The 12,390-nt window shown below is 70.3% G+C and carries 10 protein-coding genes; 3 read left to right on the top strand and 7 right to left on the bottom strand.

From position 1 onward, the window contains the following. Positions 1–38: 38 nt before the first annotated feature. From NAM01S_RS08145 to NAM01S_RS08120, 6 genes are all read right to left on the bottom strand, one after another. The gene (locus NAM01S_RS08145; RefSeq protein WP_067781834.1) at positions 39–467 is read right to left on the bottom strand and encodes a hypothetical protein; all 429 of its coding nucleotides are present in this window, start codon (positions 465–467) and stop codon (positions 39–41) included. A 32-nt stretch (positions 468–499) separates the two neighbouring features. Then, a complete protein-coding gene (locus NAM01S_RS08140) occupies positions 500–1,534 on the bottom strand; it encodes an ATP-dependent 6-phosphofructokinase (RefSeq protein WP_067781831.1) in 1,035 nt (344 codons plus the stop codon). Between the two features lie 93 nt (positions 1,535–1,627). Then, positions 1,628–2,455 (bottom strand): serine hydrolase, encoded by an 828-nt coding sequence (locus tag NAM01S_RS08135; RefSeq protein ID WP_253798538.1) that lies wholly within the window; start codon positions 2,453–2,455, stop codon positions 1,628–1,630. 49 nt (positions 2,456–2,504) lie between these two features. Beyond that, entirely contained in the window at positions 2,505–4,529 is a 2,025-nt protein-coding gene (locus NAM01S_RS08130) for a serine/threonine-protein kinase (protein WP_253798540.1), read from the bottom strand. Positions 4,530–4,580: 51 nt separating this feature from the next. Next, positions 4,581–5,294, bottom strand: a complete 714-nt coding sequence (locus tag NAM01S_RS08125) for a response regulator (RefSeq protein WP_067781822.1) — start codon at positions 5,292–5,294, stop codon at positions 4,581–4,583. Beyond that, positions 5,267–6,673 (bottom strand): sensor histidine kinase, encoded by a 1,407-nt coding sequence (locus NAM01S_RS08120; protein ID WP_067781819.1) that lies wholly within the window; start codon positions 6,671–6,673, stop codon positions 5,267–5,269. The genes NAM01S_RS08125 and NAM01S_RS08120 overlap by 28 nt, the downstream gene beginning before the upstream one ends. A 191-nt stretch (positions 6,674–6,864) precedes the next feature. On the opposite strand from NAM01S_RS08120, the gene NAM01S_RS08115 reads away from it, so the two are divergent. From NAM01S_RS08115 to NAM01S_RS08105, 3 genes are read left to right on the top strand one after another with little or no spacing between them, the layout of a single operon-like run. Then, a complete protein-coding gene (locus tag NAM01S_RS08115) occupies positions 6,865–7,185 on the top strand; it encodes a hypothetical protein (protein WP_067781816.1) in 321 nt (106 codons plus the stop codon). A gap of 34 nt (positions 7,186–7,219) precedes the next feature. Beyond that, a complete protein-coding gene (locus tag NAM01S_RS08110) occupies positions 7,220–7,969 on the top strand; it encodes an ABC transporter ATP-binding protein (protein ID WP_067781813.1) in 750 nt (249 codons plus the stop codon). Continuing rightward, complete coding sequence (locus NAM01S_RS08105) at positions 7,966–10,458, top strand: ABC transporter permease (protein WP_067781810.1); 2,493 nt, start codon at positions 7,966–7,968, stop codon at positions 10,456–10,458. The genes NAM01S_RS08110 and NAM01S_RS08105 overlap by 4 nt, the downstream gene beginning before the upstream one ends. An 89-nt stretch (positions 10,459–10,547) precedes the next feature. Here the strand turns inward: NAM01S_RS08105 and NAM01S_RS08100 are convergent, their stop codons facing one another. Further along, positions 10,548–11,324 carry a hypothetical protein gene (locus tag NAM01S_RS08100; protein ID WP_067781807.1) on the bottom strand — a complete coding sequence of 259 codons (777 nt, stop codon included), beginning with the start codon at positions 11,322–11,324 and terminating at the stop codon, positions 10,548–10,550. Positions 11,325–12,390 lie beyond the last annotated feature (1,066 nt).

Raw genomic sequence — 12,390 nt, 5'->3', positions numbered from 1 at the left:
TGGGAATGATCCGCGCTCCAGGCAATCCCGGACGACGATCACTCCCCGCGCGCGTACCGCACCGCCGCGGCGACCGCCGCCATGTCCAGCCCGGGGTCCGCGACCTCGCCGAACTCGAGCATCGCGTCCTCGACGGTGGCGCGCCGGGCCGAGGCGATCAGCTCGCGCCGCGCGTAGTCGCCGAGCGGATACCCGGCGGCGCGGGCCCGCCTACCGAGCACCGTCAGCGTCTCGGCGGGCAGGTCGTAGACCGTAACGAGCGCCGAAGCGTCCGCGTCGATCTCGGGCGCGGTGTCGCGCCCTTCCGATTCGAGGAACTCGGCGACGGCATCCTCCGGTGCGCGCGCCCCGGCCCGCGCGACGAGCTCCGCGCGCAGGTAGTCGGCGACGGGAAGTTCGGCGGCGCGGGCCCGGCGGCGCAGCACAGCGGCGGTGTCGGCGGGCAGATCGTCGATCGCAAGACCCATGGCGGCCAGGGTAATTGCCGCGCGGACGGGTGTCAGCCGAAGAACGCCTCGGCTTCGCGGTAGCGGTCGGCCGGGACCCGCTTGAGCTGCTTGGTCGCCTCCGCGAGGGGGACGAGGCCGATCGTGGTGCCGTGCAGGGCGACCATCTGGCCGAACTGCCCGGCGTGCACCGCTTCGGCGGCGTGCAGGCCGAATCGGGTGGCGAGCACGCGGTCGTAGGGGGTCGGGCTGCCGCCGCGCTGGACGTGGCCGAGCACGGTGGTGCGCACCTCCTTGCCGATGCGGCGTTCGATCTCGGCGCCGAGCTGCTGAGCGACGCCGGTGAACCGCTCGTGCCCGAATTCGTCGATGCCGCCCTCACGCAACGCGAAGCCGGAGTCCGGCGCCGGATGCGAGCCCTCGGCCACCACGCAGATGAAGTGCTTGTCCCCGCGCTGGAAACGGCGCTTGATCATGGCGCAGACCTCGTCCACGTCGAACGGGACCTCGGGCACCAGGGTCAGGTGCGCGCCCGCGGCCATGCCGGAGTTGATCGCGATCCAGCCCGCGTGCCTGCCCATCACCTCGACCAGCATCACGCGCTGGTGCGACTCGGCGGTGGTGTGCAGCCGGTCGATCGCCTCGGTGGCGATGCTCAGCGCGGTGTCGTGGCCGAAGGTGACGTCGGTGCAGTCGATGTCGTTGTCGATGGTCTTGGGCACGCCGACCACGGGGACGCCCTCGTCGGCCAGCCAGCTGGCGGCGGTGAGGGTGCCCTCGCCGCCGATGGGGATGAGTGCTTCGATGCCGTTGTCGTCGAGGGTCTGTTTGATCTGGCCGAGCCCGGCGCGCAGTGTGTCGGGATTGGTGCGTGCGGTGCCGAGCATCGTGCCGCCCTTGGTGAGTAGCCGGTCGGTGCGGTCGTCGTTGAGGATGTTGATCTTGCGGTCTTCCAATAGGCCGCGCCAGCCGTCCTGGAAGCCGACGATCGCGTCTCCGTACCGTCCGTTCGCGGTGCGAACGACGGCGCGGATGACCGCGTTCAGTCCTGGACAGTCCCCGCCTCCGGTCAAGACTCCGATGCGCATGGCCGCTATCTTGCCCCGCTTCGCGAGGCCTGGCAGCCCCGCCCCCGTGAAGCCTTGGTTACGTCCCGCTCAGCGCCGCATTCGCCGCTCGGGTCAGGACGGACACTTGCCGCCGGTCAGTTCGTCGAGGTGTTCGGAGACGAGCGTGGCCATCTTGTCGAGCACGCTCATGCCGTCCGAGAACGCGCCCGAATCGGGCTGGGCGGCAAAGGCGATCGCGATCTTTCCGGTCGGTCCGTCGATGACGCCGAACTGCCGGACCAGGTAGTCGCCGGAGGTGTCCGGTCCCCAGCCGCCCTTGAACTCCGCGCCGCGGAAGGCGCCGAGGCCCCAGCGGTGGTTCGGCACGATCTCGGCCATCAGTTCCAGCACCGTCTCCGATTCCGGCAGGCACGGCAGCCGGGAGGCGAATCGCGCCTGCTCGGTCAGCGACCATTCCGCCTGGCCGAACGCCGAGTGCTCGGCGCGGCTGCGCGTCGCGGGCACCGCGGTCTGGCTGTCGCCGCCCTCGCGCAGCACCGCCTCGACGGCCTTGGCCGCCTCCTGCGGGCTGCCGAGACCCTGCCAGAGCGTGTCGGCGGCGGTGTTGTCGGAGGAGGTGATCGCGGCCGTCATCGCGTAGGTCGAGGTAGACGGATTGCGGCGCTGCGCGGCGATGACCAGCGGCACCTTCATGGTCGACCAGGCGGGCCCTGTGGTCCAGTCACCGAAGGTCAGCATGCGTTCTTTGCCGCCCACCGGCATGATCGCCATGCCGAAACGGCCGCGCACACCGGCGCGCAACTCCTGGAATCCGGCCGCGAGCGTGCCGGGCAGCGTGAATTCCAGATTCATCTGATCGCTGCGCGATGCCGCCTCGGTGATGGTCGTCGCCTCGGCGGCGTCGCCACTGGAGTCGGCGCCGCACGAGGTCAGCAACACCACTGCGAGCGTGCAGGCACCCAGCGCCTTTCCGAGGCGCCCGATTCGATCAGTAAACATAAACCACCGCGTTCTCACCGCCGGTACAGACCACGAGCTGGCCTTCGGCTGCGCAATTCATCGTGTATGTCCGGCCGGTGACCGGGCTCGTGGCCACCACCGACCGGGATCCGCCCGCGCTTCCCGCCGCGGAGTAGGCCCTCCGCACTTCCTCGGCGAAGGGGCAACTGGTGACCGTGTTGCCGATCGCGGCCCTGGCGAAGGCTCCGGACGATTGCGTGGCGCCGCAGGGCGTCGCACCGTCGGGTAGCCGGACCGGGGTCGCGGACGTCGAGGTCGGGGCGGTCTTGGGCGCGGCGGGAGTCGCCGCCGCGCTCGGCGCGCGCGCCGAGGTCAGCGACACACCGGTCCTGCCTTCGGCGGCGTTGTCGATGCCGGAATCGCGCGAGCCGATCGCCTGCCAGGCGACCGCGCCCGAGACGGTGACCACCACGATCACCAGCACCGCGAACAGCAGGGGCAGCACGACCGACCCGCGTCGCTCCCGAGGCGCGTAGGGGTCGGCTCCGGCGTAGCGCGCGTCGTAGGCGTCGGCGCCGTACCCGTGCGGCGGATACGATTCGCCGCCCGGCCCCTGCGCGACGTGGTCGGCGTAGGTCGGCTGCCGGACCGGTTGCGCGCCGTGCCGCGGCTGCGGCGGCGGGGCGAACGGCGCTTCGGGGTAGCGCTGGGTTTCCGGCGCGGCTTGCTGCGCTTCGGGTGTCGGCGGGAACGGGTAGCGCCGGGTTTCGGGTGCGGCTTGCTGCGGCTCCGGATAGCGCTGAGTCTCCGGCGCGAATGGCCGCTCGTCCGGCACCGGGTAGCGCTGGGTCTCCGGCGCTGGATATCGCTGTTCCGCGTATTGCGGCTGGTTGAACTGGGTTTCGGCGTACTGGCTCTCGCCGAATCGCGGCTCGGCGTAGCGCTGGGACTCCGGGTAGAGATGCGCGTCGGGAAACGGCCGCACCTGCGGCAACGGTCCGGTAGCCGACGGAGCCTGCGGCTGCTGCGGCGGGAGCGGGGTGAACTGGAAATCCGCGGGACGGATCTCGGTCGGCGCCGTGGGGTGGATGACGGCCGGAACCGATAGCTCCCCGGTGGATTCCGGCGGAACCGCCCCGCGCACGGTGGGATCCGACTTCCCGAACCTCGCGGGATCGGGCGCGCGCACGACGAACGTGGGCGCGGTCGCGGCGGGCGACGCCGAGCCGACCACGGCGCGGGCCGCGCGGGCCAACTCGGTCGCGGTCGCGAAACGGTCGGCGGGGTCCTTCGCCATGCCGCGGGCGATGACGTCGTCGAGGGCGGGCGCGATGCCGGGGCGCTCGGCGCTCGGGCGCGGCGGCGGATCGGAAAGATGGGACTTGATCAGCACACTCATGCTCGCCGCCGGGAAGGGCGTTGCCCCGGTGAGGCATTCGTGCAGCACACAGGCCAGCGAGTAGATGTCGGCGCGTCCGGTCACCGGTCCGACGTCGAAACGCTCCGGCGCCATGTAGATGTAGGAACCGACCGCCATGCCCACCTGGGTCACGGCCGAGTCGCCCTCGGTGTGGGCGATGCCGAAATCGACCAGATAGGCGAAATCGGCGTCGGTGACCAGGATGTTGGCGGGCTTGACGTCGCGGTGCACCAGACCGTCCGCGTGCGCGGCGTCCAGCGCGGCGGCGATCTGTTCGATGAGGAAGACGGCGCGTTCCTGGCTCATCGGCCCCTGCCCGCGCAGGATGGTGCGCAGGTCGACGCCGTTGACCAGCCGCATGTCGATGAACAGGACGCCGTCGATCACGCCCCAGTCGTGAATCGGGATGACGTGCGGCTCGGCGAGCCGGGCGGCAGCCTGCGATTCCCGGCGGAAACGCACCTGGTACACCGGGTCTTTGGCGAGTTCCTCGGACAGCAGCTTGACCGCGACGACTCGGTCCTTCACCGTGTCATAGGCCTCGTAGACCTCGCCCATTCCCCCTTTGCCCAGCAGCGAGCGCAACTCGTACGGCCCGAACCGACTGCCGACCCGCCATCCAGGTCCGTCCACCCCGTGCAACCTCCACATCCCGGGCGGCGACCCACTGCTCCGGGTTGCCCGTTAGAGAGTGGATTCTCCGGGTGAGACCACCCCGTGGTCAAACGCAAAGACGATCGCGGCGGCCCGATCTCGCAGGTCCAGCTTGCCGAATATGTGTCCGACATGGCTTTTCACGGTGACTTCCGAGATGCCCAGCTGCCTGGCGATTTCCGCGTTCGCGCGGCCGCGGCCGATGAGTTCGAGCACTTCGTACTCGCGCGCGGTCAAATCCGCTAGTCTGCTGTCGGCTCGCGCGGATACCGGACGGACGGTTCGGTAGGCCGACAGGACCCGACCCGTCACCGAGGGGTCCAGCCACGCGCCGCCCGCGGCGACCATCCGCACCGCGCGGATCAGGTCCTCGGCGGGCGAATCCTTGAGGATGAAACCGGCGGCGCCCGCGCGCAGCGCGCCGGACAGCAGCTGGTCGTCGTCGAACGTGGTGAGTACGAGCACCGGTGGCGCGCCCTCGGTCGCGCGCAGCAGGCGGGTGGCGTCGATGCCGTCGACGCGTTTCATGCGCAGATCCATCAGCACCACGTCGGGCTTGTCGGCGGCCACCGCGGCGGGCACCTCGTCACCGTCGGCGCATTCGGTCACCAGGAAACCGTCGCGGCGGCGCAGGATCCGGCGCAGGCCGCCGCGCACAAGTTCCTGGTCGTCGACGACGAGGACGGCGATGGCGTCCGTGTCGGGGGCGGCGGCCGTCACGCGCCCTCCCGCAGGGTGCGCCATGCCGGAGCGCCGAGGGAGGGCGACTGCTCGCGCCGTGTCGCGCCCTCGCGCACAGCGGTCGTGGCGTCGAGGAACAGACCGGGCAGCGGACAGTGCAGCCACGCCTTGGACGCGACGAGCGGGAACTCGGCCCGCACGGACCAGCCGTCCTCGGCGGGTCCCGCGGTCAGCCGTCCACCGAGCAGTTCGGCGCGCTGCCACATGCCGGTCAGGCCCATGCCGTGGCCGCGCTGCGCGGGCAGTCCATCGGGCAGCGTGTTGACCACCGTCAGCGCCGCCGCGGCCTCGTCCACCGTGAGCAGGACGGTCGCCGTCGCGCCCGGCGCGTGCTTGACCACGTTGGCCAGCGACTCCTGACCGATGCGGTAGAGCGCGAGGCCCACCGCCGCCGTCACCGGGGACAGGTCGTCGGTGCACCGGTAGCGCACGTCGAGTCCGGCGCGCACGAAATCGCCGACCAGGTCCTCGATATCGCGGACGCTCGGTTCCGGGGCCAGCCTGGAGGGGCGTTTGTCCAGCAGGCCGACGGTGCGCCGGATGTCGGCCATCGCCTGGCGGCCGAGTCGTTCGGCGTCGACCAGGGCCTCCACCGCCTCGTCGACGTCTCGATCGGTCTCCAGCGCGTGTCGCGCCGCGGTGAGGTGCAGCAGCGTGATGCTCAGCGAGTGCGCGATCACGTCGTGCACCTCGCGGGCGATCCTGCGCCGTTCTTCCTCGGCCGCCTGTGCCGCGCGCATTTCCTGGTAGTGCCGTTCCCGGTAGAGGAACCGGCGTTGGTACTGGAGCATCAGCCCGCACATGAAGCCGAGCACGATGCCCATGCCGTACATCGGCAACCCGTCGAAGCGCTCGGTGTCGGCGCTCCACCACACGTTGCCCGCGATGTCGAAGGCCACCAACTCGGCGATCGCGCCTACGGCCACCGCGGCGCCGACCCGCACCGACGCGATCGCCGCGACCTCGCCGACGACTATGACCAGAACGAACGGCGCGAAATCCGCCGCGACCGGTTGCAGCAGGAACAGCGCCGCCGCGCCCATCCCGCACAGCCCGAGCGTGCCCGGGTTCGGCACCACGCCGAACAGGCAGAACGCCGGGACCGAGATGAACAGCAACAGCATGGCGAGCAGCGGCACCGCGGTCGGGAAGTAGGCGTGCCGCTGCACGGTGGCGGCGACTCCGATGACGAAGGTGGCGATGTCGGCGATGACGATCACCTTCGGCGGATAGTCGAACGGCAGCTCCGTCAGACTTCGCCGGAAGGTGCCGATCGGATCGCGCGCGAACGCGGCGAGCCGATCCCGCACCCGCCCACGCTCTCGGAACGGAACCGCCTTCCCGGCGCCCGCGGGCGGAGGGATGGCCTGCGTCACATCCATCTTGTCAGGCTAGTCGGCGGACCTGGGCCGACGCATCGTTCCGGGAACGGTCCGCGCCTCCTACCACGGTAGGAGATCGATTCGCGTCCTCGGCACGACGACACCGGCCCGTCCCGGCCGTAGCGTTGGCTGCAATCTCGTCGCGCGGCCCGACCGGCGGTGCGGCGGACGCCTCACGAAAGGCCGATGACATGTCCTGGGAAGAACAACACGCTCGGACCGAAATCGTGCACACCGTGCTCGCCCGCGCCGCGGTCGATCCGGAAAGTCCCGACCTGTTCACGGGGATACCGGGGCTGGATCGGCTGTTCGGCGGCCCGGAGGGAGTACTTCTCGCCTTGAATTACCGGTGGCAGCTGCATTTGGACGTCAAAATGGAGCAAGCCTTGACGCAGGGACAGTCCGCCGTAGAGGCCTACCTCGAGCTCGCCGCGGAGCAGCCCGCGCTGCGCGCAGTGCTCGATTGCCAGTATCGTCGCCGCCACCTGGCCGTCGAAGCGCTGGCGAGATAGCACCTGAGAAACGAAAGCGATTGGGGGAAGCACTATGTCGGACCCGGCCATGCTGGAACTGTCGGACATCGTCAAGCAGTACCGGGTCGGCGAACAGACCGTCCGCGCGCTGGACGGCGTCAGTCTGCGTATCGAGGGGGGCGAATTCACCTCCATCATCGGCCCGTCCGGCTCCGGCAAGAGCACGCTGCTGCATCTGCTCGGCGCGCTGGACAGCCCGGACGCGGGGTCGATCCGCTTCCAGGGCGAGGAGATCGGCGCGCTGAACGAGGAACAGCAGTCCGAATTCCGCCGCCACCGCGTCGGTTTCGTCTTCCAGTTCTTCAACCTGCTGCCCACGCTGACCGCCTGGGAGAACGTCGCGATCCCGAAGTTGTTGGACGGCACGGGGTTACGCAAGGCCAAGCCGAAGGCGCTGGAACTGCTCGATCGGGTCGGGCTCGGCAACCGGGCCGACCATCGCCCTGCCGAGCTGTCCGGCGGCCAGATGCAGCGGGTGGCGGTGGCCAGGGCATTGACCATGGATCCGCCGCTGATCCTCGCCGACGAGCCGACCGGCAATCTGGATTCCAAGACCGGCGCGTCGATCCTCGAACTGCTCGGTGACATCGCGGGCAACGGCAATTCCGTGGTCATGGTGACCCACGACATGGGCGCGGTGGAGTACTGCGACCGGGTGATCACGTTGCGCGACGGCAAGATCGGCTCCAACGATCGGGTCGAGCGCCGCAGCGCCGCCTCGGACAAGGGCGCGGCGCTGGACGAGGGTTCGGTGCGCGCATGATCCGGGCGGCGTGGGATCGGTTGCGGCTGTTCAACTTCGGCGAACTGCTCGCACACCGCGGCCGGACCGTCATGTCGATGACCGTGATGGCGGTGTCCGCCTCGCTGCTCGTCGCGGTGCTGAGCATCTCCGGTTCCGTCACCGGGTCGGTGGATCGACTCACCAAGGCGCTCGGCGGCAAAGCGGCACTGGAGATCACCGGCATCACCGACGCGGGCTTCGATCAGCAACTGTTGCCGCGCATCACCGCGACGCCGGGCGTCGACCAGGCGGTGCCGATGCTGCGCGCCCAGTTGGGCTCGGGCGAGGATCGGGCGCTGCTGCTCGGCGCCGAGGCGAACATCACCGCGCTCGACAGCGAGCTGGCGGGGCCGATGGGCGCGCACACGACGAAGCTGATCACCACGCCGCGCGGCGTTCTCGTCGGCGCGGCGATGGGTTACGCCGAGGGCGAGGAGTTTCCGCTCGGCATCGGCACCGTCACCGTGGCGGGCGTGCTCGACGCCGAGACCTCGGACAAGCTCAACGGCGGTCACATCGTCGCCGCGCCACTGGGTTTGGCGCAGTTCTTGACCGACCGCGTCGGCAAGCTGGACTCGGTGCAGATCATCGCCGACGACGGCGCCGATCTCGGCGAACTACGCGCCGCGCTGACCGCGGCGGTGGACGGACGCGCCGTCGTCGCCGATCCGGATCTGCGCACCGCGCAGGCGGGCGGGGCGATCCAGATCGTCCGCTACTCGACGCTGATGTCCTCGGCCGCGGCGCTGATCGTCTCGGCGTTCCTGATCTACAACGCGATGAGCATGGCGGTCGCCCAGCGCAGGCCGACGCTGTCGCTGCTGCGCGCGATCGGCGGCAAGCGCGGACCAATGGTGCGCGACCTGCTCGCCGAGGCCGCGCTGCTCGGCCTGCTCGGCAGCGCGATCGGCGCGGTCCTCGGAATCTTCATGGGCCGCACCGCGATCGACCGGCTACCGGCCGCCATGGTGCAGTCGGTGGAGGCGCGCACCGAGTACATGGTGCCCGGCTACGCCGTTCCGGCCGCGGTGGCGGCCTGCGTGCTGGCCAGCGTCACGGCCGCGACACTCGCCGCACGGCAGGTCTACAAGGTGCAGCCGATCGAGGCGCTTGCCCCGGTCGGCGTCGGACAGGCCGACACGGCGCGTCCCCTATTGCGTTGGTCCGCAGCAGTATTCGGTATCGGACTCGCAGTGTGCGCCGTCCTGGTCGCAAGGGCCGATCTCGGCAGGCTCTCGCTCGCCTCCATCTCGCTGGCGTTCACGGCGACGCTGCTCGTCTGTTTCGCGGCCACCGAACCGATCGTGCGCACCGCCGCCGCGATCGCCCGCCGCTTCGGCGCGCCAGGGGCGCTCGGCTCCACCACGCTGGAACGCGCGCCGCGCCGGGTGTGGGCGACGGCGATGACGGTGATGATCGGCGTCTCCGCCACCGTGGCGATGGGCGGCGCCTCGGCGAATATGGTCGACTCGGCCACCGCGACCTTCGAGGATCTGGGCACGGCCGACGTCTACGTCAGTCCGACCGCGATGGAGCAGTTCCCGACCGGGCCGCTGCTACCCGACGAGCTGAAGGACATCGTCGCGAAGGTCGCGGGTGTCGAGCAGGTCAGCCCGGCGCAGATGGCCTTCGCCACCCTGGGAACCGGGCGGGTCATGCTGCAGGGCTATCCGACCGCGCAGGGCGATATTCGGTCGAATGCCGTCGATCGAAGTCTGTTGCCGCGCATGACCTCCGGCGAGGGCGTGGTGATCTCCCGCGACGTGGCCCGATCACTCGATGTGAACGCGGGCGCGGAGCTGACGCTGCAAACGCCGACCGGGCCGCACCGGGTGGAGGTGCTGCAGGTCATCCCGTACGTGTCGGCGATCTCGGGCATCGTGATGATGGACTTGGAGCACCTGCGCCAGTGGTACCAACGCCCCGGCGAGACCATTCTGTCCGTCCAGATGGCGCCCGGTGCGGACCCGGCGGCGGTGCAGGCCGCCATCCGCGCCGCCGTGCCGGAACAGTTCCACGTCAGCTCGGGGCAGGACGCCGTCACCGCGATCTCGTCGAGCATGCGGCAGGGTTCGGTGATGAGCAGGGCGATCTTGTGGATCGTGGTGCTCGTCGCGACCATCGCGCTGCTGAACACCCTGATGCTCTCGGTGCTCGAACGCCGCCGTGAACTCGGCGTGCTGCGCGCCATGGGCACCAGCCGCAAGTTCCTGCTGCGTTCGGTGCTCGCCGAAGCGGCGGGCATCGGATTCATCGGCGCCGCAATCGGTCTCGTCGTCGGCGCGGCGATCCAGTATCTGGCGGCCGTCGCCATCGGTCACGCCATGACCATCGACATCGTCTACGAGCCGAGCCCGATGCTGCTTGGCTACGGCGCCGCCGCACTGACGCTGGCGCTGCTCGGGTCGATTCCGCCCGCGTTGCGCGCGGCGCGGATGCCGATCGTGGAGGCGCTGGCGGTCGACTGAGTGGGCGGGGCGACCTTCACAGCGGCGCTGTCATTGACCACGGCGCCGTCACTTACCAGCGGCGCTGTCACCTAGAACGGCGCGGTGACTCACAACGGCGCGGTCGTCCACCAGTCCGCGAGCTCGTCTTCGCCGGGCGGCACGGGAGCCCGCGCGGCGCGGGCGGGGCCTCGGTGGCTCGCGTACACGAGGTAGTTCGCGTGGGCGGTCTCGCCGGAGAAGCTCACCACGAGTTTCGCCGTGTAGTAGTGCGACGGCACCGGGCCCGGCGGATCCGCTCGGATCCAAAGATGTTGGGTGAACGGCACACCCGACTTGCGCCCGGGCGTCGCGGCATTGATCGGCAACGCGTCCACCACCGACCGCGCCGCGGCCGCGGACTGGTATTCGAGGACGGTGTAGCTCATGCCGAACGGGTTGTCGACATCGCGGCGACACTCCCAGGCGAGGATCCACGGGCTCGACGTGAGCACTTCCTCATCGATGTTCAAACGGTCACCCCGCTTTTCGGCATAGCAGGTCGCGTCCTCGTACCCCTCACCGATGGTGCCGGTCTCCTGCGGCAGCAGCGTCGGGAACGCCCGCCTGCTCGCCGCCAGCGGATCCGGTGCGGGAGCCGGGGATGCCGCTCTCGGCGGCACGGTCGCCGGTGCGGCCGCGCTGCCGTCTCCCGAATCCGACCGCGACGCCACCACGGCGACAACGCCGACCGCCAACGCGACGACCACCACCAGGCCCAGCGCCAGCGCACCGAACAGTCCGGCGGGACTGCGGCGCGGCGGTACCGGCTGAGGTCCACCAGGATTCGGGCCGTGCGGCGGATAGCCGGGCGGTGGACCGGACGGGCCGTTGCCCGGGACCGACATCGGCGGCGCGACCGGGGGTGGACCGGCGAGCGGTGGCCCAGCTGCCTGGCCTTGCCGCTCAGCATCCTCCGCGCGCCGGCCCGAGGGTGTGCCCGCGGGGCCGGGCATGGCACCTCGCACGACAGACGACTTCACATCGTCTGCAACGACTTCCGATTCGCGGACCGAACTTCCGTCCGCACCACCAGCGTCGGCCTTGGGCACACTATCCCGGAGCAATGCGGCCTCGGCGCCGGGCTGAGCACCTGCTGCGCGGAGCGATGACTCGGCCATGCCCGCAATATCTTTCGAACCGCGCGACGACTCGCCAGATGAATCCGGCGCGGGCGGCGTATCGTCCGGCCCCGGTGCGATTGCACCCTGGTCCGAAGCACCCTGCCCAGGCGGCGGTAGCGGCCGTTCCTCTTCGACGGCCGCACTCTTCGCATCGGAGTTTCGTTCGTTGATCGACGGCGACGCGGTGCCGCTGTCTCTTGTCGACGGCGACACTCCGGTGGGTTTCGCGGCTGTTTCCGAACAGTCTTCGCCCGCAACAGCTTCCGTCTCGGGATTCACGATTGGACCAACCGAAGCCGAATGTGCAGACGCGGTTGGAGGTTCGACCTGCTGCCCCGCAGCGGGCGCGGGCGGCTCCGAGAATGACGAAGGAAGCTGGGGCGCAACCATTTCGGATGGAGTTGGCGGCACCTCGGACCCGGCCTCGGCGGGCAGCGGCGGCACCGGCCCAGCCAAGTGCTGAGGTGCGTCCGGTCGGGCAGCTCCAGGCACGTTCGACGGCGCAGGCGCAGCGGCATCTTGCCGAGACACTGGAGCGCCGGACGGAGACGCGTAAGGCGGCAGCGTTGTTGGCGCGGATTGCGACGGAGCCGGTGCGCTCGGGGCGGGATGCCGCACCCCCGGAGGATGCGACATCGGATGAGGACCGCCGGATGGGGACATGCCCCGCGGCGGCACTGGGACGGCTTGCGGCGGCGGCGCGACGGGCGGAATTGCTGACTGCGGCGCATTCGGTGGCACCGAGACCGCTTGCGATGCGGCGGGCGGGACTGCCGACTGCGGCGCACTC

This window comes from Nocardia amikacinitolerans NBRC 108937 (assembly GCF_001612615.1).
Taxonomy (GTDB): Bacteria; Actinomycetota; Actinomycetes; order Mycobacteriales; family Mycobacteriaceae; genus Nocardia; species Nocardia amikacinitolerans.
The sequence above is the reverse complement of the archived record's forward strand: the minus strand, read 5'-3'. Positions and strand labels throughout refer to the sequence as shown.

Bases quoted from the DNA above. Each gene is read 5' to 3' on its own strand.
- NAM01S_RS08140 (WP_067781831.1), bottom strand. From the start codon at position 1,534: ATGCGCATCGGAGTCTTGACCGGAGGCGGGGACTGTCCAGGACTGAAC.
- NAM01S_RS08110 (WP_067781813.1), top strand. From the start codon at position 7,220: ATGTCGGACCCGGCCATGCTGGAACTGTCGGACATCGTCAAGCAGTAC.
- NAM01S_RS08100 (WP_067781807.1), bottom strand. From the start codon at position 11,324: ATGTCGGTCCCGGGCAACGGCCCGTCCGGTCCACCGCCCGGCTATCCG.
- NAM01S_RS08125 (WP_067781822.1), bottom strand. From the start codon at position 5,294: ATGGCGCACCCTGCGGGAGGGCGCGTGACGGCCGCCGCCCCCGACACG.
- NAM01S_RS08105 (WP_067781810.1), top strand. From the start codon at position 7,966: ATGATCCGGGCGGCGTGGGATCGGTTGCGGCTGTTCAACTTCGGCGAA.
- NAM01S_RS08115 (WP_067781816.1), top strand. From the start codon at position 6,865: ATGTCCTGGGAAGAACAACACGCTCGGACCGAAATCGTGCACACCGTG.
- NAM01S_RS08120 (WP_067781819.1), bottom strand. From the start codon at position 6,673: ATGGATGTGACGCAGGCCATCCCTCCGCCCGCGGGCGCCGGGAAGGCG.
- NAM01S_RS08145 (WP_067781834.1), bottom strand. From the start codon at position 467: ATGGGTCTTGCGATCGACGATCTGCCCGCCGACACCGCCGCTGTGCTG.